This window comes from Streptomyces zhihengii (assembly GCF_016919245.1).
Classification (GTDB): domain Bacteria; phylum Actinomycetota; class Actinomycetes; order Streptomycetales; family Streptomycetaceae; genus Streptomyces; species Streptomyces zhihengii.
Window position 1 is genome coordinate 1,606,988 of the sequence record NZ_JAFEJA010000002.1, and the last position, 22,267, is coordinate 1,629,254.

At 74.2% G+C, this 22,267-nt stretch carries 18 protein-coding genes and 1 pseudogene; 11 read left to right on the forward strand and 8 right to left on the reverse strand.

The genetic code is table 11. The annotated features are described in order from the left end of the window. Positions 1 to 29: 29 nt before the first annotated feature. Positions 30 to 1,387: pseudogene (locus JE024_RS34555) on the forward strand (VWA domain-containing protein). A gap of 42 nt (positions 1,388 to 1,429) precedes the next feature. Here JE024_RS34555 and JE024_RS34560 read toward each other — a convergent pair. Next, positions 1,430 to 1,771, reverse strand: coding sequence for a DUF5713 family protein (locus JE024_RS34560; RefSeq protein WP_205377808.1), 342 nt, complete (start codon positions 1,769 to 1,771; stop codon positions 1,430 to 1,432). 125 nt (positions 1,772 to 1,896) lie between these two features. Then, the gene (locus JE024_RS34565) at positions 1,897 to 2,298 is read right to left on the reverse strand and encodes a RidA family protein (RefSeq protein ID WP_205377809.1); all 402 of its coding nucleotides are present in this window, start codon (positions 2,296 to 2,298) and stop codon (positions 1,897 to 1,899) included. A 180-nt stretch (positions 2,299 to 2,478) separates the two neighbouring features. Here JE024_RS34565 and JE024_RS34570 point away from each other — a divergent pair, with 180 nt between their 5' ends. Continuing rightward, positions 2,479 to 3,498, forward strand: coding sequence for a helix-turn-helix transcriptional regulator (locus JE024_RS34570; RefSeq protein ID WP_205377810.1), 1,020 nt, complete (start codon positions 2,479 to 2,481; stop codon positions 3,496 to 3,498). Positions 3,499 to 3,537: 39 nt separating this feature from the next. Here the strand turns inward: JE024_RS34570 and JE024_RS34575 are convergent, their stop codons facing one another. Beyond that, complete coding sequence (locus JE024_RS34575; protein WP_244883622.1) at positions 3,538 to 4,245, reverse strand: putative quinol monooxygenase; 708 nt, start codon at positions 4,243 to 4,245, stop codon at positions 3,538 to 3,540. A gap of 262 nt (positions 4,246 to 4,507) precedes the next feature. On the opposite strand from JE024_RS34575, the gene JE024_RS34580 reads away from it, so the two are divergent. Next, complete coding sequence (locus JE024_RS34580; RefSeq protein WP_205377812.1) at positions 4,508 to 5,617, forward strand: helix-turn-helix transcriptional regulator; 1,110 nt, start codon at positions 4,508 to 4,510, stop codon at positions 5,615 to 5,617. Here JE024_RS34580 and JE024_RS34585 read toward each other — a convergent pair. Continuing rightward, on the reverse strand, positions 5,614 to 6,816 hold the full coding sequence (locus JE024_RS34585) for a serine hydrolase domain-containing protein (RefSeq protein ID WP_205377813.1): 1,203 nt from the start codon (positions 6,814 to 6,816) through the stop codon (positions 5,614 to 5,616). The two genes, JE024_RS34580 and JE024_RS34585, sit on opposite strands and share 4 nt — an antisense overlap. Positions 6,817 to 7,178: 362 nt before the next feature. On the opposite strand from JE024_RS34585, the gene JE024_RS34590 reads away from it, so the two are divergent. After that, on the forward strand, positions 7,179 to 8,564 hold the full coding sequence (locus tag JE024_RS34590; RefSeq protein WP_205377814.1) for an MFS transporter: 1,386 nt from the start codon (positions 7,179 to 7,181) through the stop codon (positions 8,562 to 8,564). Between the two features lie 52 nt (positions 8,565 to 8,616). On the opposite strand, the gene JE024_RS34595 is transcribed toward JE024_RS34590, so the two are convergent. Next, positions 8,617 to 9,213 carry a TetR/AcrR family transcriptional regulator gene (locus tag JE024_RS34595; protein ID WP_205377815.1) on the reverse strand — a complete coding sequence of 199 codons (597 nt, stop codon included), beginning with the start codon at positions 9,211 to 9,213 and terminating at the stop codon, positions 8,617 to 8,619. Positions 9,214 to 9,362: 149 nt separating this feature from the next. On the opposite strand from JE024_RS34595, the gene JE024_RS34600 reads away from it, so the two are divergent. From JE024_RS34600 to JE024_RS34620, 5 genes are all read left to right on the forward strand, one after another. Further along, complete coding sequence (locus JE024_RS34600; protein ID WP_205377816.1) at positions 9,363 to 10,943, forward strand: AMP-binding protein; 1,581 nt, start codon at positions 9,363 to 9,365, stop codon at positions 10,941 to 10,943. 31 nt (positions 10,944 to 10,974) lie between these two features. After that, on the forward strand, positions 10,975 to 12,171 hold the full coding sequence (locus tag JE024_RS34605) for an acyl-CoA dehydrogenase family protein (protein WP_205377817.1): 1,197 nt from the start codon (positions 10,975 to 10,977) through the stop codon (positions 12,169 to 12,171). Between the two features lie 14 nt (positions 12,172 to 12,185). Next, the gene (locus JE024_RS34610) at positions 12,186 to 14,132 is read left to right on the forward strand and encodes an alkyl/aryl-sulfatase (RefSeq protein WP_205377818.1); all 1,947 of its coding nucleotides are present in this window, start codon (positions 12,186 to 12,188) and stop codon (positions 14,130 to 14,132) included. 70 nt (positions 14,133 to 14,202) lie between these two features. Further along, positions 14,203 to 15,849 carry a PP2C family protein-serine/threonine phosphatase gene (locus JE024_RS34615; protein WP_205377819.1) on the forward strand — a complete coding sequence of 549 codons (1,647 nt, stop codon included), beginning with the start codon at positions 14,203 to 14,205 and terminating at the stop codon, positions 15,847 to 15,849. A 43-nt stretch (positions 15,850 to 15,892) separates the two neighbouring features. Further along, positions 15,893 to 17,626 carry a glycoside hydrolase family 13 protein gene (locus JE024_RS34620; RefSeq protein WP_205377820.1) on the forward strand — a complete coding sequence of 578 codons (1,734 nt, stop codon included), beginning with the start codon at positions 15,893 to 15,895 and terminating at the stop codon, positions 17,624 to 17,626. A 58-nt stretch (positions 17,627 to 17,684) separates the two neighbouring features. Here JE024_RS34620 and JE024_RS34625 read toward each other — a convergent pair whose 3' ends face one another. Both JE024_RS34625 and JE024_RS34630 read right to left on the reverse strand, forming a co-directional pair. Further along, positions 17,685 to 18,830: a polyprenyl synthetase family protein gene (locus tag JE024_RS34625; RefSeq protein WP_372449899.1), complete on the reverse strand. Its 1,146-nt coding sequence runs from the start codon at positions 18,828 to 18,830 to the stop codon at positions 17,685 to 17,687. Beyond that, complete coding sequence (locus tag JE024_RS34630) at positions 18,827 to 19,975, reverse strand: tetratricopeptide repeat protein (protein ID WP_205377821.1); 1,149 nt, start codon at positions 19,973 to 19,975, stop codon at positions 18,827 to 18,829. Before JE024_RS34630 ends, JE024_RS34625 begins: the two co-directional genes overlap by 4 nt. A 204-nt stretch (positions 19,976 to 20,179) precedes the next feature. Between JE024_RS34630 and JE024_RS34635 the strand changes: the two genes are divergently transcribed. Further along, positions 20,180 to 20,728, forward strand: a complete 549-nt coding sequence (locus JE024_RS34635) for a GNAT family N-acetyltransferase (protein WP_205377822.1) — start codon at positions 20,180 to 20,182, stop codon at positions 20,726 to 20,728. 106 nt (positions 20,729 to 20,834) lie between these two features. Here JE024_RS34635 and JE024_RS34640 read toward each other — a convergent pair whose 3' ends face one another. Continuing rightward, positions 20,835 to 21,446: a TetR/AcrR family transcriptional regulator gene (locus tag JE024_RS34640; protein WP_205377823.1), complete on the reverse strand. Its 612-nt coding sequence runs from the start codon at positions 21,444 to 21,446 to the stop codon at positions 20,835 to 20,837. A gap of 103 nt (positions 21,447 to 21,549) precedes the next feature. Between JE024_RS34640 and JE024_RS34645 the strand changes: the two genes are divergently transcribed. After that, positions 21,550 to 22,203, forward strand: a complete 654-nt coding sequence (locus JE024_RS34645) for a CatB-related O-acetyltransferase (protein ID WP_205377824.1) — start codon at positions 21,550 to 21,552, stop codon at positions 22,201 to 22,203. Positions 22,204 to 22,267: the final 64 nt, after the last annotated feature.

Here is a 22,267-nt window from a genome sequence, read left to right on the forward strand (position 1 = left end):
CCGGACCGCTGCTGCGCGAGCGCGCCGAGATGGCCCCCGGCCTGCTGGTCAACCACCACCTCGTCCAGAGCCTGGCGGACACACCCGACTTCGCCGAACTGCGCCGCGAGACGGCCGGCGACCCGTACGCCGCCGCCATGGCCGTGCTCGCCCTGGCCACCGCCGTACGCCGGATGCTCGACGGCGCCGGGGACGCCCGCGAGCGGGCCGAGCGGGCCGCGTCGGCCCAGCAGGGCTCCGACCTCGCGGCGACCGCCGTCGCCGAGGCGCTCCGGCAGGCCGCGGCGGCCGCCGGCACGGACGAGGACGACGGCGTGGCCCGGCCGACGCCGCCGACGCCGTGCACCGGGCGGTCGCGGCCGCCGAGGCCGACGCGTCCGCTGCCCGGCGGGCGGCCCGGGACGCCGCGCAGGCCCTCGCCGCCGCTGCTCCTGGCACCCGCGCCGCGTCCGCAGGCGCCGTGTCGCGGGCCGCGCGGGCAGCGCGGCGGGAAGCCGCGCTGATGCGCGCGTGGGGCGTCGCCCCCGGCACGCTGGAGCGCATGCCGTTCGACCGGCGCGCCCGGCTCGCCGAGCGGCTGCGCACCAGCCGTCTCACCCGGTGGGCCGAACTGATCGGCCGGTTCCGCGAGATGGCCGGCGGCGAGCGCGCCCGGAAGGTCGAGAACACCACCGGCGAACTCGTCGGCGTCACCCTCGGCAGCGACCTCTCCCGGCTCGTACCCGCCGAACTGGCCAACCTCGGCCTGCCGGAGCTGCGCGCCGTGTTCGCCGCACGCTACGCCGCCGGAGAGCTGATGCTCTACGACAGCCGGGGGGAGCGGAACAGCGGCAAGGGCGCCGTCATCGCCTGCGTCGACACCTCCCACTCCATGTACATCGAGGGCCCCGGCGGCATCACCCGCGAGGCGTGGGCCAAGGCATGCGCCCTGGCCCTGCTGGACCAGGCCCGCCACGCGGGGCGCGACTTCGTCGGCATCCTGTTCTCCGCCGCCGACCGCGTCCGGGTCTTCCGCTTCCCGGCAGGCCGGGAAGCCGGCGTCGAGCCGGTCCTCGACTTCGCGGAGACCTTCCTCGGCGGCGGCACCAGCTACCAGACACCCCTGACCGCGGCCCGCGAGGTCCTGGAGGAGGAGTTCGGCGACGCCGCCCGCTCGCGCGGCGACATCGTGATGATCACCGACGACGAGTGCGGCGTCACCGAGGAATGGATGCGCGGCTGGAACGAGGCCAGGCACCGGCTGGGCTTCCGCGTCTTCGGCCTGGCCGTCGGCGCGCCCCCGGCCGCCGGGGAGGGCTCGGTCCTGGACGCCCTCTGCGACAACCTCCGCACGGTCGAGGACTTCACCGACCCCCGCGCCGCGGCCCACCTCTTCCGCCTGATCTGACGACCTGCATCCCTGCCCCCTGCCCTCTGCCGCCCGCCGTGGTCACCAGTCCCGGTTGGCGATCAGCTCCTCGACGTCCGCGTCCGCGAACCCGTAGGCGGAGGCGACGAAGAAGAAGTCCTCGGCTATCCACTCCCGCCCGACCGTCTCGATCCCGCTCCCGGCCGCCCCGAACTCCTCGTCCAGGCCGTTGAACTCCTCCGTCGCGGCCTGGGTGAGCGCGTAGAGCGCGGCCAGGTCCGACGGCCGCTCGGCCTCGATCCGCTCGCACAGCCGCACCAGGATCGCCCTGCCGCGGTCGACGATGTGATCGGGGAAGTACGCGTCCCCGTACATGTGGCGCAGGAACGGGTGGTCGGCGGCCCGTTGGTTGGTGATCGGCATGACACGTCCTCGTCGCCGGAGTGGACTGACCCGCCGATCATGCACGACCCCACTGACAACCGCCCCGCCCCCGGGGCGCGTCCGCCGTCCGTACCGGGCCGGCACGGACGGCGGACACCGGCGGATCACGCCACGGCGGTGCCCTCCAGCTCGACGAGCTGGCCCGGTACCGCGAGCCGTGTCACCCCGAGCATGGAGGTGGCCGGAGCCACCCCGGCGGCGCCGAGCCGTGCCGCCAGCACGCCGTAGTGCCGCAGCAGCAGGTCGACGTCGGTCGTGTAGACGGTGAGCCGGACGAGATCCGCGAGGGACATGCCGGCCTCGCCGAGCACCGCCTCCACGTTGTCGGCGCTCAGCGCCAACTGCCCCGCCATGTCGCCGTCGTGCTGGGGCACACCGTCGCCGTTCATCGCGGTCTGCCCGGAGATGTACAGGGTGCGGGTGTGCCCGGAGACGACCTCGCCCTGGTGGAACCCCAGGGCCGCCGACCATGCCACCGGGTTGACCGCCGTTCTTTCGACTGCCACTGCCACATCAGCTCGTTTCGGAATCGGTTCGGATCACGGATCCACGGATCACCGTTCAGGGATCACGGATCCACGGACATACGCCCCCCCGCCGGTGCACCGCCGGCCGGGGACGTCGTGTGCACGAGCCTCGCAACAAATCACGACACCCTCGGTCACGTATTCCGTTACCGTGCCCGCATGCGTGCCGACCGGCTGGTCTCCCTGGTTCTGCTGCTGCGCCAGCGCGGCCGGCTGACCGCGGAGGTACTGGCCCGCGAGCTGGAGGTGTCCACGCGCACCGTGCTGCGCGACATCGAGGCCCTGTCCGCGGCGGGCGTGCCGGTCTACGCCGAGCGCGGCCGGCACGGGGGGTTCGCGCTGCTGCCCGGCTTCCGTACCGATCTCGCCGGTCTGAACCACGACGAGGCCCTCGCGCTGCTGACCGCCGGATCGGGCCGCGGCGAGCTGGTGTTCGGCCTCGGTTCGGCGCTCGCCTCCGCCATGCGGAAGGTCGTCGACGCGCTGCCCGCCGGCCACCGGGCGACCGCGAGCGACGCCGCCCGGCGGTTCCTCGTCGACCCGGAGACCGACCTGCTGGCGCGCCGCCAGGTGACCGACGAGATCCCCGGGGACACCATGGGCGAGGTCCGGCGCGCGGTGCTCGCCGGGCACAAACTGCGCATCCACTACGCGCCGACCGGCCGGGAGCCCCGGTGGCGCACGGTGGACCCCATCGGCCTGGTCACCGTGCGGGACCGGGCCTATCTGCTGGCCACCCGGTCCGGCGAGGACCGCACCTACCGGCTGGCGCGGGTGCTGGCCGCCGAGGTGCTGCCCGAGCCGGCGCAGCGGCCGGACAGCGTCGACCTGGACCGGATCTGGCGCGAACGCTCGGCGCGCTTCCTCTCCGGCGGGGACCACGTGACGGTGCTGCTGCGGCTGCATCCGGCGCGGCGGGAGGAACTGCTGGACACGGCGCTGGCCGTGCGCGCGCGGACGCCGGACGCGGACGGTCGGCTGCGGCTGGAGGCGACCTTTCAGGACATGCGGCACGCCGAGTGGGCGCTGTGGCAGTTCGGCACCGACGCGGAGGCGCTCGCACCGCGGGCGTTGCGCGCGTCCCTGCACGAGCGCGCCACCGCGATGGCCGCCCGCTACAGGGATGACACCCGGGAGGCGGCGGCCGTCCCGCCCGGGTGTCTCCCCGCCCCGGAGTAGCCGGACCCCTGGCCGCCACGGCCCCCGGCAGACCCCGGGTCAGACGGTGAGCGAACGGCCCGTGGGCGCGAGGCGCAGTGTCCACGGAGCCGCCGTCCGGTGCTTCTCGATGCCCGGCAGGATCTCGTCCCGGACGACGGGATGGGCCAGCACCTCGGCCAGGTGCCGGCGCCGCGCTTCGTCGTCCGGGTACGAGGTGACGACCACGGCGACGTTCTCCCCGGTGCGCACCGGGAGCCTGGGGAAGGTGTTGGGCGCCGTCGACGTGGTGAGCGCGGCGAGCGGCGATGGTCCCAGGGCGCGGAGGACGGGCAGCAGCCCGTCGCGGATCAGCGTGACGCCCTCATCCCGGCCCGCCGGGAAGGACCACACGGTCGCCGACACACAGGTGCCCGGCGCTGGGGCACCGGCCGGGGGCCGCTCGGACGGCCGGACGGCGAAGCCGCTCGGGTCCGCGAGCGGCCGCAGCAGGAGGACGTTGTCGGAGTCGAGCATGGTGGCGTTGGCTCGGGGGCCGTGTTCGGCCCAGACCGGGCCGCCGTAGAAGTCGGTCAGGGCCCGGTGGCGGGCCGTCATGTCCGTGAATCCGCGCAGCCAGACGAAGCGGTCCGGATCGTCCCGGTCCCGGAACTGGCCGAGCACCACCATCCCGGCCGCCTCCTGGGTCTCGACGAACTCCCGGTCGAACAGCTCGACGAGCTCGTCCCGGCGACCCGGGCGCAGCGTGTACTGCCGCAGCTCGATCACGGCGGGGCGGACGACGGGGTCACCCGACGGCCCGCCGGACGCGCCGGACGCGGCAGGTACAGCAGACGCAGCGGACACAGCGGGGTGGTTGGGGTCGGTGACGCGGGCAGCGGGCACGGCAAGGCTCCTGTTCGGTTCGCTTCCCCGGCGGCGGTCACGGGTCGTCCGCCCCGCAGCCGGTGTGAGCCGACGGTAGGAGAGGGGTGTGCCAGGGGCTGTCAGTGTTTCCGGGTGTCCGGGTCTCCGGGGGAGAATTGCGCGCATGTCTGCCGGTCGACTGCTGTCGGTGCTGCTGCTGTTGCAGTCCCGCGGCCGCATGTCCGCACGCGCGCTCGCCGACGAGCTGGGCGTGTCCGTCCGCACCGCCTACCGCGACCTGACCCGTTTGCAGGCCGCCGGCATCCCGCTCTACGCGGAGACCGGCCGGGCAGGCGGCTACCGACTTGTCGACGGCTACCGCACCCGGCTGACGGGCATGAGCGAGGCCGAGGCGCGTGCGCTGCTCTTCGCCGCACTGCCCGGCGCCGCCGCCGATCTCGGGATCGGCGACGAGGTGACGGCGGCACGCCTGAAGCTGCTGGCGGCGCTGCCCACCACGCTGCGCGAGCAGGCCCGGCGCACCGCGGCCGTCTTCCACGTGGACGCCCCCGGCTGGTACCGGGAGTCCGAGAGCGCACCCCATCTGCCGCTGTTGGCCGACGCGGTGATCGGCCGGCAGGCCGTCGACGTGCGCTACCGCCGCTGGCGCGCGCCGCAGGAGGTGCACCGACGGCTGCGGCCCTACGGGCTCGTGCTCAAGTCCGGTGTCTGGTATCTCGTGGCGGAGTCCGGGGAGCGGACGGCCACCTACCGGGTGACGAGTGTCCTCGACGCGACGCTCACCGGCGAACGGTTCGACCGGCCCGCGGACTTCGACCTCGGCGCGTACTGGACGTCCTACCTCGACGAGTTCGGCGCCCGCCGCTACACGGGGACGGCCACCGTGCGCCTCTCTCCCCGGGGCCGCCGCCGTCTGCCCGACAACGTCCCCCCGGAGTTCGTGCGGGCGGTCGACGGCACGGCGACCCCCGTCGGTGACGCGGGCTGGATCGAGGCGGTCGTCCCGACCGAGAGCACCGGCCACGCCTGCGGCGAACTGCTGCGCCTGGGCGCCGACGTGGTGGTCGTCGGACCACCGGAACTGCGCCGGGCCATGGCCGACACCGTCGGCGCCCTGGCCAGGGCCTACGGATCCGCCTACGGCCCGCACGAAGACGACGTCGTGGCACCCCGGCAGACCCGTCCCCACGACGCCCGTCCCCACGACGAGCCCGACGGGACGGACGACGAGCCCCCCAGGGCGGACGGCGAGGTCCGGCAGGGCGGCCGCTAGACGGGGACGGCCGCCGTGAGCTGCGCGCCGATCCCGAGGAAGGCCCGCGCGAACGGCACGGCGGGCACCGAGGGGGAGACGACCTGGGAGCCGAAGTGGACGACGACGAGGTCGAGTCCGGGGGAGACGAACAGGCGCTGGCCGTGGATGCCGCTGGCCATGAACGAGCCGTGGGCGTCGTTCGGGATCCACCACAGGTCGTGGTACGACAGCGTGGCCGGGGAGGTCAGGGGCGCGCCGGGGAGGCGCACACGGCGGGGGTAGCCGTCGGGGACGCCGCTGGCGATGCCGGCGGCCACCGCCTCGGGCACCACCTGCCGGTCGCCCACCGCTCCCCGGCAGCGCAGCATCTCGCCGAGGCGGGCGATGTCCCGTGCCGTGGCGCTGAAGCCGCCGCTCGCCGCCTCCACGCCGTCGGCGTCGAGGACGTAGTACGCGTCCTCCTCGGCACCGATCCCGGACCACAGGACGTCGCCGAGCAGGGCCGAGGTGCTCAGGCCGGTGATCCGGCGCAGCACCTCGGCGAGGGCCTCCACATTGCCGTTCTCGTAGCGGAAACCGGTGCCGGGGGCGCCGGTGGCACGGGCGGTCAGCAGGTGCTCGCGGATGGTGGCGGGGCCGTTGTGGTCGACAGGGCGCATCCGGGGGGCGATCACGGCGAAGTACCGCTGCGCCTCGATGGACTTGTCGAAGGGGCGGCGCCCGTAGGCGACCTGGGTGCCCATGTGCAGCAGGTCCTGGATCCGGGCCTCGCCGAAGGCGGTTCCCGCGAGTTCGGGGACGTAGGCCGTCGTGGGGGCCTCGCGGTCCAGCAGCCCCCGGTGTGCCAGGACCGCCGCCACGAGGCCGAGCCAGGACTTCGCCGCCGAGGCGTTGAAGTGCGGGGTGTGCGCCTCGGTGCCGTGCAGGTACCGCTCGTACACGACGGAGCCCCGGTGCAGTACGAGGAAGGCGTCCGTCTGCGCGGCGGCGAAGAGCTCCGGCAGGGTGACCGTGGCGCCGCCGCCGAGGGGGAGGGGCACGGTGTCGAGCCCGGACCCGTCGCCTCCGGCGGGCAGGTCGCGGGGGCGGCCGGCGCCCCGCCAGACGCGGCGGGTCGGTGAGAGTTCCCGGCCGGCGGACGTGAAGCGGCGGATCCAGGCCGGGTCCGTGTAGCCGCGCGTCCAGCCGAGGTCGCTCAGCGGGTGGGCCTCGGTCATGTGTCGCTCCGTTCCTCGGGCCGTGGGTTCCTGCGGGTTCCCATGCAGGTCATTCGTTACCGTACACATTGTTCATTTACAGGAACAGAGGCCAATTTCTCCTCGACGGATCGTTGACGATCTGGCCAGGGCGGTCTACGTTGCCACATGTTCCGATCGATACCAGACAGTGTGTATGGAATCTGTCGCACGGTCGTTGCGCGCAGCCGTCGCGCAGCCGGCGAACGGCTGTCGCACGGCTGCCGCGCGTGCTGTCGCGGGTGACGAGCGCTCCGGCGCGCTCCCTTCCCCGCACCGACTCCGCGCCCCGCCCCCTTCCCCTCCCTTTCCATGCTTCCTCCAGAGCCGCAGGAGTGTGCCCCATGGCCGAACCGTCCTCGTCCGCCCCGCCGCTCGACGCCGCGGGCGGTGTCCCCGGGGTCGAAGGAAAGGGAGCGCCGGCGCGACCGGCCTTCGACCGGCGTCACGCCTGGCTGATCGCCGCGATGATCGTGGCGTTCATGCTCATCAACTACGCGGACAAGTCCGTGCTGGGGCTCGCGGCCGTCCCGATCATGGACGAGCTGGGTATCAGCAACAGCACCTACGGGATGATCTCCAGCTCGTTCTCGCTGCTGTTCAGCCTCTCGGGGCTGCTGGTCGGCTTCGCCTCGGCCCGTATCTCCAGCCGGGTGCTGCTCTTCACCATGGCCGTCCTGTGGGCCGTGGCGCAGGTGCCGGTGCTCGTCGTCGCCTCGGTCCCGGCGCTGGTGGCCGGACGTGTCCTGCTCGGTGCCGCGGAGGGCCCCGCGGCGTCGATGTCGATGCACGCGCTGTACAAGTGGTTCCCCGCGGACCGGCGAGGGCTGCCGTCGGCGCTCCAGATCAGCGGTGCCGCGCTGGGCATGCTGGTCGCGGCGCCGGTCGTCACCTGGCTCATCACGGACTTCGGCTGGCGCTCCGCCTTCGTGGTCCTCGCCGTGACGAGCGTGGTGTGGAGCGTGATCTGGTGGTGGGTCGGCCACGACGGCCCCTACGGCGGTGAGTCCGCGGGCGGGGCCGGTGGGCACGGGGCCGCCGCCGACGCCTCGCCGGCCGGGGCTCCTGGTGTGTCCGCGCCGCCCGTACGGCTGCCCTACCGGCGCCTGCTGCTGAACGGCACGGTGCTCGGGTCCGTCGTCGCCGCCTTCGGCGCCTCCTGGGCGCTGGCGCTGAGCCACGCCTGGCTGCCCGCCTACCTGCGCACCGAACTCGGCATGGCGCCGGGCGGCGCAGCGACGGTCATCAGCGCGATCTCGGCCTTCAGCCTCGTGCTGCTGCTCTCTGTGCCGGTACTGGTGGACACCCTCCGGCGGCGCGGCCGTTCGGCCCGCTGGTCCACGGGCGCCCCGCAGGGAGTCGCCGTCGGCGTCGCGGCACTCGCGATGGCGACCCTGCCCTTCGTCGACGGGCGGGGCGCCCATCTCGTGCTGCTCGCCGTGGCGTTCGGCGGTCACGCCATCGTCTTCCCGCTGCACTACATGACCGCGTCGGCGGTGGTCCCGGCGCTCCAGCGGGGCGCCGTGTTCGGCGTCGTCGCCGCGGCCGGGACGCTGCCGGGGCTGGTGTCCCCGTATCTGACCGGCCGTCTGCTGGACTCCGCCACCACCCGGAGCGAGGGCTACGCGCATGCGTATCTGCTGTCCGCCGCCGTCATGCTGGTCTGCGCCGTCGTCGCCCTGGTCACCATCCGGCCCGAGCGGGACGCGCGGCGGCTCGGCGTCGGCTGACCGCACGGCGGCCGGCCCCGCTCCGGGGCCGGCCGCCGGGGCCCGGCCGGGATCAGTCCCGGGTGTCGAAGCCGCTCGCCCAGTACCTGCCGCGCAGGGCCAGGTCGAGCAGCATCCGCACGACCTCCTCGGCCGGCAGCGACGGCGTGTCCTGCTCGACCCACCAGCGCAGCACGGAGATCTGCTCGCCCACCCATACGCGGGCCAGCAGTTCGGGGTCGATGCGGGGCTGCACCGCGTTGCGCTCCGCGCGGGCGCGGAACTCCTGGGCCGTCGCCCGCGCGACGGCATCCGTGAACATCTGGAGAGGTTTGCCGTCGCCCTCGCCCCGCAGGACGATCCGGTACAGGTCGCGCTCCTCCCGGGCGTGCCGCAGCATCTCCAGGACCGGCTTCCCGGTGAAGCCGACCCGGCTGTCGGCGACGGCGGGCTCCAGGCGCTCGCCGAGCCCGGCCAGCAGGTCGGCCGTCACCCGGGCGAACAGGTCCTCCTTGTCGCGGAAGTGGGCGTAGAACGTGGCACGGGCCACGTCCGCCCGCTCGGTGATGTCCTCGACGGTCAGCGCCGCGCAGCCGCGCTCCAGCACCAGTTCCACCAGGGCGGCCCCCAGGGCGCGGCGTGAGCGCCTCGTCCGTCTGTCCTCGGCCACGAAGCCACCTCTCCTCGATCGTCCGTCGCGCTGTGAGGGCGCCCAGTCTAGAAGACTCTTGACACTCCACAAGTTACTGAACAAGCTGTCTGTAATTGAACTGACTGTGCATATCCGTTGAAGACCATCCCGACCTGGAGCAGTGCTACATGAACCTCGGCACCTATCTGTCGCGCAGCGCCCGCTACTGGCCCCACGCCCCGGCCCTCGTCTGCGGCGACCGCACCTGGACCTTCGCCGCGCTGGAGAGCTCGGCGAACGCCCTGGCCTCCGCCCTGACCACCCGGGGCCTGCGCCCCGGCGACGCCGTGGCCTCGGTCGCCTGGAACCGCGGCGAACTGGTGGAGACCGAATTCGCCCTCTACAAGGCGGGCCTGACGAGGGCACCGGTCAACGCCCGCCTCGGCCGGGGCGAGATCGCGCACATCCTGCGCTACGCCCCCGTGCGCGCCCTGGTCTACGACGCCGCACACCGCGAGGACGCCCTCGCCGCGATCGCCGAGGCCGGCACCGGCTGCCTCGCCGTCCCGCTCGACGAGGAACGGGACGACACCGCCCCCACCGTGCCGTCGGTCCCCTACGCCACCCTGCTCGCCGAGGGCGACGCCACGGTCCCCTTCCTGGTCGAGCAGGACGAGAACGATCCCTGTGTCCTGAACTTCACGTCCGGCTCCACGGGCGCGCTGAAGGCCGCCGTGCAGACCGTCGGCAACCGGCTCGCGAACATGCGCAAGCTGCTGATGTCCGACGAGTCACGCCCCCGGCCCGGCGCCCGCTACCTCGCCTGCGGCCCCATCACCCATGCCACCGGCATGGGGCTGCTGGCCGGTGTGTTCGGCGGATCCGCGACCTACGTCCTGCCCGCGTGGAGCCCGGCCGCCTTCCTGGAGACGGTGGAGAAGGAGCGCATCACCGCCACCTTCCTCGTCCCGGCCATGGTCACCACCGTGCTCGCCCACCCCGGAGCCGGGCGCCACGACCTGTCGTCGCTCACCAGCGTGCGGATCGGCGGCGCGCCCATCTCGCCGCAGCGGCTGCGCGAGGCCGTGGAGTTCTTCGGCCCCGTCGTCGCCCAGGGGTACGGGCTCGGCGAGACCACCAGCGTGGTCGCCGGCCTCAGCGCCGACGAGATCGGTCGGGCCGTGCTGGACGACCCCGAACTGCTCCAGTCGTGCGGGCGCGCCTCCTGGGACACCGAGGTGCGCGTCGTCGGCGAGGACGGCCGCGAACTCGGCCCGCGCGAGGTCGGCGAGGTCATCGTGCGCGGCCCGGACTGCGTGCGCGAGTACTGGAAGGAGCCCGAGCTGTCGGCGGAGACCTTCCGCGACGGATGGGTGCACACCGGCGACCTCGCCTGGATGCGGGAGGACGGCTACCTCTTCATCGTCGACCGCAAGAAGGACATGATCATCTCCGGCGGCTTCAACATCTACTGCACCGAGGTCGAGGCCGCCCTCTACGAGCACCCCGCGGTCCAGGAGGCGTGCGTCGTCGGCGTCCCCGACGAGAAGTGGGGCGAGGCCGTCAGGGCCGTCGTCATCGCGGGCCCCGGGGACACCGGCGTCACCGCCGACGAGCTGATCGCGTTCTGCGCCGAACGCCTGGACCGCTTCAAGAAGCCCCGGGCCGTCGACTTCGTGACCGAGCTGCCCCACAACCGCAACGGCAAGCTCGACCGCAAGGCCGTGCGCGAACCGTACTGGGCCCACGCCGCCCGCCGCGTCAACTGACTCCGCCCTCCCGTTCCCTCCAGGAGCACCCGTGACCTTCTCCCTCCGCCCCGCCTACGACGACCCCCGCACGGCGGAACTCGTCGACCGCCTGCGCGACTACATTGACGGCGAACTCGCCGACTACGAGCGCGAGCGCGGCATCACCCCGTCCGGCCGCCTCACCCGCGCCGATCTCGAACCGGTCTGGCGCCGCAGCCGCGAACTCGGCTTCTACGGCATCCATCTGCCCGCGGAGTACGGCGGGCAGGGTCTCGACCACACCCGGCTCGCCGCGCTGAAGGAGGAACTCGGCGCCAGCGGACGCGTCCTGGCGAGCAGCGTCCTCGGCGACATGGGCGGCCCGCTGCGCGCGGGCGACATCCTCCGCCACGCCACCCGGCACCAGCTCGACACCTATCTGCTGCCGCTGATCCGCGGCGAGCGCGCCTGCTGCTTCTCCCTCACCGAGGCCGACGCCGGCTCCGACGTGCGCTCCATGAGCACCGTCGCCGTCCGCGACGGCGACGCGTACCGGCTGACCGGGCACAAGGTCTTCTCCTCCGCCGGTCCGTTCGCCGACTTCGCCATCGTCGTCGCCCGCATGGCCGGGGAGGACGAACCGACCGACGGCAAGCCGCGGTTCTCCGCGTTCCTCGTCGACCTCGACAGCCCAGGCTGCCGCGTCGAGGACGGCGCCGTCCCGATGTCCGGCGAGCACATCGAGAGCGACATCGTCCTCGACGACTGCCGGGTGCCGGCCGCCAACCTGCTCGGCGAGGAGGGCGAGGGCATGCGCATCGCGCTCGGCCGGGTCACCACCAACCGGCTGCTGCACTGCCCCACCGTCCTCGGCGCCACCCGCCGGGCACTCGACCTCACACTGGACCGGGCCCGCACCCGCCTCGTCGCGCAGGGCAGGCCCCTGCTCTCCCTCCAGGCGATCCAGCACAAGGTCGCCGACATGGCGACCGAGCTCTACGCCGCGCGCTCCATGACCTACGCGGCGCTCGCCGCCCTCGACCAGGGCCGCGAGGTGCACACCGAGGCGTTCATGTGCAAGCTCTTCGTCGCCGAGTCCGCCTTCCGCATCCTCGACGAGGCCGTGCAGATCCACGGCAAGGAAGGGCTGACCCAGGGCCACGAGATCGAGTTCCTCTTCCGCAAGATCCGCATGTTCCGGGTGCTGACCGGCACCTCGGAGATCCAGCGCAACGGCATCGCGAGGGCCCTGGCCTTCCAGCACTGAGAGGCACGCATCCCATGACGCCGATGAACAGGCGCGGCTTCGTCGCCGCCACGGCCGGCGCGGCGGCCGCCGCCGTCTCGCCCGACCCCCGGACCTCACAGGCCGCACCGGGCCCCAACCGGCCCGGCACACCGTCACCGACGCGCACGGACGGCCTCCCCTACGACGACACGGACGACTTCGCCGACGCCCGCAGGGGCTTCGTCGCCGCGTTCACCGGCGGACCGATCACCACCGCCGACGGCAGGACCGCCTGGGACCCGGACGCCTACCGCTTCCTCCGGGACGCCGGCGACCGGGCCCCCGAGACCGTGGACCCCAGTCTGTGGCGGCAGGCGCGCCTGCTGTCGGAGCAGGGCCTCTACCGGGTCACCGACCGGATCTACCAGGTCAGGGGCCTGGACCTGTCCAACATGACGATCGTCGAGGGCGAGCGGGGCGTCATCGTCATCGACCCGCTCATCTCCGCCGAGACGGCCGCCGCCGCGCTGCGCCTCTACCGCGACCACCGCGGCGAGCGGCCCGTCACGGCGATGATCTACACCCACCCGCACGTCGACCACTTCGGCGGCTGCCGGGGCGTCCTGCCGGACGGCGCCGGGGACGTACCCGTCCTGGCCCCCGAGGGCTTCATGGAACACGCCGTCAGCGAGAACGTCTACGCGGGCCCGGCCATGTCCCGACGCGCCTCCTACATGTACGGCTCCCGGCTCCCCGCCGGCGTCACCGCACAGGTCGGATGCGGCCTCGGCCTGACCGTCTCGCTGGGCACCATCGGCCTGATCCCGCCCACCCGCTCGATCCGGGCCACCGGCGAGGAGACGACCCTCGACGGGGTCCGGATCCGCTTCCAGATGACACCCGGAACCGAGTGCCAGGAGGAGATGAACTTCCTCTTCCCCGACCTGCGCGCCGTCTGCATGGCCGAGAACGCCACCCACACCATGCACAACATCGTGACCCTGCGCGGCGCCCAGGTGCGCGACGCCCACGCCTGGGCCGGCTACCTCACCGAGTCGATCAGCCTGTACACCGGCACCGCCGACGTGGCCTTCGCCTCCCACCACTGGCCCACCTGGGGGAACGGCGCCATCGTTGAACTCCTCACCCACCAGAGGGACCTGTACGGCTACGTCCACGACCAGACCGTCCGGCAGATCAACCAGGGCCTGACCGGCACCGAGATAGCCGAGAACTTCCGGCTGCCGCCGCGACTGGAAGGCGTCTGGGCCAACCGCGGCTACTACGGCTCCCTCAGCCACAACGTCAAGGCGGTGTACCAGCGCTACATGGGCTGGTTCGACGGCAACCCCGCCCATCTGTGGGAACACCCCCCGGTCGAGGAGGCCCGCCGCTGGGTCGAGTCCCTCGGCGGCCAGGCCGCGGTCCGTGCCCGCGCCCGGCACTACACGGACCGGGGAGACCTCCGCTTCGCCGTCACCCTGCTCAACCACGCCGTCTTCAACGATCCCGGGGACAAGCGGGCCCGCCGTGACCTGGCCGCGCTCTACATCCGCCTCGGGCAGACGGTCGAGAACGCCGTCTGGCGCAACTTCTACCTCACCGGCGCGCAGGAGCTCGCCCACGGTGTCGCCCCCGCCGCCGGAGCCGCCCCCGGGCCCGACATGCAGCAGGCCCTGACGGTCGGCCAGCTCATCGACGGCCTCGCCGTCCGGGTGAACGGACCGAAGGCGTGGGACACCGAGCTCCTGATCGACTGGCACATCGGCGCCGACCACTGGCACCTCCGCCTCGCGAACGGGCTCCTCACCTGGACCACCGGCCCCGGCCGGGCCACCGGCGCCGGGCTCACCATGACGATGACCAAGGCGCAGCTGCTGCGCGTGCTCGCCGGCCGGGGCACCGACGGCATCACCATGGACGGCGACCCCGCCCTGCTCACCCGGCTGCTGTCCGTCCTCGACAGGCCCGCCCCCGCCTTCCCGATCGTCACGCCCTGAGGAGCCGCCCGGCCCCGGCCCCGGCGTGGTGCCGCGGACGCGGGAACGCCCGGTCGGTAGCGTCGTGCGGGTGCTGTCGCTGCGTGGTCTGACGGGATCGAGGCTGCTGCTCACCGCCGTGGTCGGCGTGGTGGCCGTGGTGGCGGGCGTCGTCGCCGTGGTGGGGATGGTGCTGAGCGCCCACCACGACGAGGCCGCGGGGCGGATCGAGACCCGCTGGGGCCCGGCCGTCGCGGAACTCGGCGCCGTCCGCGCGGCGGCGGGGGACTTCCGCGCCGCCGCTCTCGCCGGAGCCGCCGGCCGGGACCTGCGCGGCGACCCCCGGCAGGAGATGGGCGGCCATCTCACCGCGCTCCGGCGGCTGGCGGACGGTGCCGACACCGAGGTACGCCTGCGGACCGCGGACGTCGGCCGCAGTGTGACCAGGTGGCTGGACGGCGCCGGCCGCACCGGCACGGCGGACGGCCGCGCCGTCTTCGCGCTGCCCGCGGCCGCCGCCGGCACCGATCCCGCCGAGGGCACCTACGCGGCCGTCGACGCCCGGACCGTCGCGCTCGCGGCCCTGCTGGAGCGGCGCCGGGCCGAGGACGTCGAGAGCACGGCATGGCACATGAAGGGAGTGATGCTCTACATCCTCGGCCTCGCCGCCGCGCTGCTGCTCGCCGCGGTCGTCGCCGCGGTGGTGCTCCAGCGCCGCTACCTCGCCCCCGCGGGCGCCCTCGCCCAGGACCTGCGGCGCACCTCAAGCGGCGACACGACCGCCGGCAGGGCGGACCCCAGCCGCCGGGGCTGGCTCGGCCGTCTCACCCGGGAGGCCGACCGGGTACGCGAACGCCTGGCCAGGTCCGAGCGCGCGTCCCGCCGTGACCAGGAGGCCCTCGTCCAGGTCGGGCCCGCGGTCAGGGGCCTGCACGAGATCCTCGCCGCCCGCGACGACCCCGGCCCCGGCATCCTCACGGCCGGCGACGTGCGCGCGGCCGAGGGCCTGATCGCGGGCGACTACCTCGGCACCGTGCCCCTGACGGACGGGACCACCGCCGTCTTCCTCGGCGACGTCTGCGGCCACGGCGTGGCCGCGGGCCTGCTCGCCGTGCGCCTCAAGAGCGTCGTCATGGTCGGCCTGCGCCTCGGCGCCGGTCTGGACACCTGCGTCCGCGCGGTGCACCACGCCCTGGCCGGGGAGGAAGAACGCTTCACCACCCTGACCGTGGCCGTGCTGGACCCTCGGCGGTCCACGCTCACCTGGGTCAACGCCGGCCACGAGGAGCCGTTCCTGCGCCGCACCGACGGCACCCTCGAACGGCTGGCGACCACCGGCCCGATCGTCCACCCGCTGCTGCCCGCCCCGCCCGGCACCTGGGGGACGCGCTCCACCCGCCTCGACCCGGGGGACCTGCTGGTGCTGTCCACCGACGGCCTCACCGAAGGCCGTGGCGGCAGCGGCGAGGAGTTCGGCGAGCAGCGGGTCGCCGGCGTCCTGTCCGGACTCGCGGACCCGAGCCCCCTCGCCGCCGTCACCACCCTCTACACGGCCGCCGAACGGTTCGCCATCGACTGGGCGCGGGACGACGTCAGCCTCCTCGCCGCCGCGCTCGGCCCGGCGAAACCGGCCGCCGCCGGACCCCCGCGCGTGGAGACGGCCGCGACACAGCCCCTGGGACCGTCCGCCGACCGCGCGGAGCCGCCCCCGCGACCCCGACCGGACCCCCTCGCATGACGCCCCGACGAACGTGGCCCCCGACGGAGAAGGAGGCACCGACGTGCCCGTGAACGCAACCGGCCCCGCGGACGCCTGGTGGAGCCGCGCCGTGGTCTACCAGGTCTATCCGCGCAGCTTCGCCGACTCCAACGCGGACGGAATCGGTGATCTGCAAGGCGTCATCGAGCGCCTCGACTACATCGCCCAGCTCGGTGTCGACGTGCTGTGGCTCTCCCCGGTCTACCCGTCCCCGCACGACGACAACGGCTACGACATCAGCGACTACCAGGACATCGACCCGCTGTTCGGAACCCTCGACGACTTCGACCGGCTCCTGGCCGCCGTCCACGAGCGCGGCATGAAGCTCGTCATGGACCTCGTCGTCAACCACACCTCCGACGAGCACCCCTGGTTCACCGCCTCACGCGACGGCGGCCCCGCCGGCCCGCGGCGCGACTGGTACGTCTGGCGCCCCGCCTGCGACGGTATGCGGCCGGGCACCCCCGGAGCCGAACCCAACAACTGGGGATCCTTCTTCTCCGGCCCCACCTGGACGTACGACGAGACCAGCGGCGAGTACTACCTGCACCTGTTCTCCCGCAAGCAGCCCGACCTCAACTGGGAGAACCCTGACGTCCGCCAGGCCGTGTACGCGATGATGCGCTGGTGGCTGGAGCGCGGCGTCGACGGCTTCCGCATGGACGTCATCAACCTCATCTCCAAGACGCCCGGCCTGCCCGACGGCGCCGTCCACGAAGGCGACCGGTACGGTGACGGCAGCCCCCACTACATCTGCGGCCCGAGGATCCACGAGTTCCTCGCCGAGATGCACCGCGAGGTCTTCGCGGACCATCCGCGACGGCTGCTGACCGTCGGCGAGATGCCCGGTGTCACCGTGGAGGAGGCCAGGCTGTTCACCGACCCCGCCCGCCGGGAGGTCGACATGGTCTTCCAGTTCGAGCACGTCGGCCTCGACCAGGGGCCCGGCGGCAAGTTCGACGTCCGCCCCCTGAAGCTGACCGACCTCAAGGCCAGCCTCGGGCGCTGGCAGACCGGGCTCGGCGACACCGGCTGGAACAGCCTGTACTGGACCAATCACGACCAGCCCCGCGTCGTATCCCGCTTCGGCGACGACAGTCCCGCCTTTCGGGAGCGCTCCGCGAAGCTGCTGGCCACCGTCCTCCACCTGCACCGCGGCACCCCCTACGTCTACCAGGGCGAGGAACTCGGCATGGCCAACGCCCCCTTCGCCTCGATCGAGGACTTCCGCGACATCGAGTCCCTCAACCACCACGCGGAGCAGACCGCCCTCGGCGCCGACGCGGAGCGTGTCCTGGCCGGCCTGCGCCGGCGCGGCCGCGACAACGCCCGCACCCCCATGCAGTGGGACGCCACCGACCACGCCGGCTTCACCACGGGAACGCCCTGGATCGCCGTCAACCCCGACCACCGCACCGTCAACGCCGAGGCCCAGCTCGCCGACCCCGACTCCGTCTTCCACCACTACCGCCGCCTGATCGACCTGCGCCACACCGAACCGGCGCTCACCCATGGCGACTTCCAGATGCTCCACCCCGACCACGAGCAGCTCTACGCCTTCACCCGCCACGACGCGGCCTCCGGCACCGAGCTGCTCGTCCTCGCGAACTTCAGCGGAGCCGACCTCACCGTCGACCTGCCCGAAGGCTGGGAGCACAGCGAAACCCTCATCGCCAACATCCCCGCCACCACGGCGCTCACAGCCCGGCACACCCTGCACCCCTGGGAGGCCCGCGTCCACCGCTGCCGCACCTGACACGCCGCCGGCGCTCGGGGCGCCCGCCCCTCACGCGCCGCACGCGGCCCCGCCCCCGTCAGCTCGTGCGCTCGCGCAGCCGGGTCAGCAGGTCGTCGATCGCGTCCGCCGCCCCCGGATCGAGCGGCACCGCGCGCAGGCAGGCGCGCGCGGTCGCGAGCCGGCGGCCGGCCTCGGCCAGTGCCGCCGCGCGCCCGCCCGCCGCCTCGGCCAGTGCGGCGGCCAGTGCGGCGCGGGCGTCGTCCATGCCCCCCTCCGCCGGATCGTGCCCGCCTCGCGCACCAGGGAAGGACGCCCCGCCCGCCCCCTCTTCGGACTCGGCCAGCAGAGCGGAGAGCTCCCGCGCGGCGCGGCCCCCGTCCGCCAGCGCGGCGAGCAGCGGGTAGCTCTTCTTCCCGCGCCGCAGATCACCGTGGACGGGCTTGCCCGTCACCCCCGGGTCGCCCCAGATCCCGAGGACGTCGTCGACGAGCTGAAACGCCACCCCGGCGTGCCGGCCCATCAGGTCGAGGGCGTGCACGGTCTCCTCGCCCGCCCCGCCGAGGAGCGCGCCGCTCGCCACCGCGCAGCCCAGCAGCGAACCGGTCTTGAGCTCCGCGGTGACCCCGTACTCCCGCGGGCTCACCGCGTCGGGCCCCAGCCAGGGCCGGCCCTCGGACGCCAGGTCGCGCGCCTGCCCGCGGACCAGGTCGGCCAGCGCGACCGACAGCCGGCGCATCGCCGCGGGCGCGACGCCGTCCGCGGTGAGCGCCACCGTCCGCACCGCGAGCGCGAACAGCGCGTCGCCCGCGAGGACCGCCGGACCGGCCCCGTACGCCTTCCACAGAGCGGGCCTGCGGCGCCGCGTCTCGTCGCCGTCCATCAGGTCGTCGTGCAGCAGCGAGAACGCGTGGACGAGTTCGACCGCGACCGCTCCGGGCACGGCCGCCCCGCCCGGAGCGCCGGCCGCCTCCGCCCCGAGCACCGCGAGCGTCCGGCGCACGCCCTTGCCCGGGGACGCGCCGGGCGCCGGGGTGCCCCGCACGTCCTGCCAGCCGAACGCGTACGCGGCCATCTCCCCGGTCCACGGGTCCAGTTCACCGAGTGCGCGCGCCAGCGCGGGCACCACCAGCCGCCGGCTGCGCTCCAGGGCCGCCGCGGCGCCGCCGCCCGGTGCGACCGGGCCCGCGGGCAGGGCGGCGGTCGCCGCACGGCCGGGGCTCAACGATCCGTCCCCGTGCCCCACGCGGCGGCCGGCTCGGGGCACACCCCCGGGGGCGCCTCGACCCCCAGCTCCCCGGCCGCCCCCGCGACGACCCGGTCCGCGTGCAGCAGGCCGATGCTCCGCAGCTCCCCGTGCAGCTCCGCCAGTTCGGCGGCGGTCTCAGCGGCGTCCCGGCCCAGCCGGGCCCGGGACTTGAGCAGGCCCAGCCGGGCCAGCGCCGTGCCCCGCGCCTCCTGCATCTCCCGGAACTCCGCTAGAGCACCCGCGTACGCCTCCCGGGCCTCCGCGTACCGGCCCGCCCGGTAGAGCACGTTCCCGCGCATCTTGCGGTTGTACGCCAGCGCGCCCGCGAGACGGATCTCCCGGCACAGCCCCTCCGCCTCGCTCAGCAGGGCGAGCGCCCGCTCCGCGTCGCCGTCGCGAGCCGAGAGCACGTCGGCGACCCCGCGCAGCGCCCAGGCCCGTCCCCGTCGGTCGTCGGCCCGCTCCGCCGTGGCGGCGGCCTCCTCGAAGAGCGCGAGGGCCCTGTCGTAGGAGCCGGTGTTGCGGTGCATCTGCGCGATGCCCTCCAGCGCCCACACCGTGTGGCGGGCCTCGCCCCGGCGGCGGGCCTCGGCGAGGAGCTGCTCGTGCAGCCTGCCCACGGCCTCGTAGTCGCCCTGGATCCGGCCGGTCTCGGCCAGCCCGGCGAGGCTGTAGCCGCGCGCGACCACGTCCCCGCCGCGTTCGCCGAGGTCGGCGGCGATCCGCAGCAGCCGGTACGCGAGGGGGAGCGCGCCGCGCTGCCGGGCGAGGGTGCCGCCGCTCCAGGCGGCCCACGCCATGCCGCCGAGGTCGCCGGCCGCCCGGGCGGTGCGGTAGCTGGACTTCCAGACCCGCTCGGCGTCCTGGACCCGGCCCAGCCGCCGGTAGGCCTCCGCCACCGCTATCCCGCAGCGTGCGGCCTCCCTGCGGTCGCCGGCCGCCTCGGCGGCCCGCAGTTCCCCGAGGCCCCGCTCGACGACCTCGTGCAGCGAGGAGTTGACCGACAGGGAGCCCAGCGCCCCCTGGTACTCGGGCGCCGACGCCCGGCCCGCGGCGGGCCCTTCGCCGGGTGCCGCGGGCAGGGCCCGCGGCGCGCCGGCCGTCACCTGATGAACCGTCATGTATCCGCCTTCCGCAGCTCGGTGATCATGACGGTAGGCGGGGGAGCGGGCCCCTGTAGTCCCCCTTCGTGCCCGTCCCGGGGTCCCTCTGGAGTCCTACGGCGCGGGGACCGGTAGGCATTCGGACGTACGCCGCGGGGCCGCCCCGTCGCCCGCGACGGGGGTCGGGGAGGAGGCGTCTTGGGGAGGTCCTACCGTTGGCCCATGCTTCCGATGACGCCCCGGGTCGAACTGTGCCCGCTCACCCTTGCCGACCAGGACGAATTCTGCGCGCTCGTGCGGGCCAGCCAGGAGCTGCACCAGCCGTGGATGCAACTGCCCTCGACGGCGGAGGAGTTCCGGGTCTGGATGCACCGCTTCGACGACGGCACCAACCTGGGGTTCCTGGTCCGCGTCCGGAAGACCGGCGAGGCCGCGGGCAGCGTCAACATCAACTCGGTCATCCGGGGCCGGTACCAGGGGGCGTCCATCGGGTACGCGGCCTTCGCCCCGTCCGCCGGGCACGGGTACATGACCGAGGGGGTCGCCGCCGTCCTGCGGCACGCCTTCACCGAACTGCGGCTCCACCGGCTGGAGGCCAACATCCAGCCGGGGAACGCGGCGTCCCTCGCCCTGGTCCGGCGGCTGGGCTTCCGCCGCGAGGGGCTGTCGGCCGCGTACCTCTGGATCGACGGGGCCTGGCGCGACCACGAACGCTGGGCCCTCACGGCGCCGGCCCCGTGGACACCGGACCCGTCCCTGCCCGGCGTCTGAGCCCGCCGGGAGGCCCCACCCACCCACCCGCTCGCCCCCGCGTCCCGCCGGCCGTCGAGCGGCCCCCGGGTCCGGGCCCCCGCGCCGAGCGGGCGCCCGGGCTCCGTCAGGCGGTGCCCCCTCCCGCGGAGAAGGCGCCGGCCGCAGCCGCCAGCACCGCCGCCGCCGCGGCCCGGGCGGGCAGGCGCGGGTCGGGATCGGCGCGCATCAGCACCGACGCGTGGTAGAGCGGCGCGGTGGCGGCGATCAGCAGGCCGCGCGCGTCGGTGTCCCCCGGGGGCAGTTCCCCCCGTCCGGCGGCGCGCGCGACGACGACCTCGCACTGGGCGTACCGGTCCTCCCACAGCCGCGTCTGCGCCCGCGCGGCCTGCTCGGAGTGGAATGAGGCCGCCATCAGGGCGACGGCGAACGACGGCCGCACGGTCAGGGACTCCAGGATCTCCTCGTTGAGGGCGGTCAGGTCGCCGCGCAGGGAGCCGGTGTCGGGCGGCTGCCAGTCGATCTCGCCCGCGGCCGAGATCAGGTCGGCGAGCAGGCCGCCCACATCCCGCCAGCGCCGGTACACGGTGGTGCGGTGCACACCCGCCCGCGTGGCGACCCCCTCCACCGTCAGCCCTTCGTGACCGCCCTCGGCGAGCTCGGCGCGGACCGCGTCGAGCACCTGGGCGCGCACCCGGGCGGTGCGACCGCCCGGCCGGCGGTCCGGTGGGTCCGTCATGGGCATTCCCCTTTCCCGGTTGATCGGGACGCCTGTCCTGTGTCAGCATCCTAACGCAACGTCTGTCGCGTTAGTGGTCCAGCCGAGAGGAACCGCCCACCCGATGCCACCCGTTCCCGCCGACCCCACCGTGCTCCACCCGATGCCCGATCACCCGCGCGTCGTCCTGCTCAAGCCGCTGGTGACGTCGCCGCTGATCGAGGTCGGCGACTTCTCGTACTACGACGACCCGGACGACCCGACCGCCTTCGAGACGCGCAACGTCCTCCACCACTACGGGCCCGAGCGCCTCGTCATCGGGAAGTACTGCGCGCTGGGCACCGGTGTCCGCTTCCTCATGAACGGCGCCAACCACCGCATGGACGGCCCCTCCACCTTCCCGTTCCCCACCATGGGCGGTTCCTGGGCGGACCACTTCGACCTGATCACCGGCCTCCCCGGGCGGGGCGACACCGTCGTCGGCAACGACGTGTGGTTCGGCCACGGCGTCACGGTCATGCCCGGCGTGCGCATCGGCCACGGCGCCGTCGTCGCCGCCGGGGCCGTGGTCACCTCCGACGTACCGGACTACGGCATCGCCGGCGGCAACCCCGCCCGGCTCATCCGCACCCGCTACGACGCCGGGGACGTCGAGCGGCTCCTCGCCGTGGCGTGGTGGGACTGGCCCGTGGAACACATCACCGCGCACGTGCGGACGATCATGTCGGGCTCGGTCGCCGACCTGGAAGCGGCCGCCCCGCCCGCCGCCCGCGCCTGACACCGGGCACCGAGGCGCGCCCCGGGCTGCAGACCCGGCCCCGGAACCACTTCAGGCGCCACGC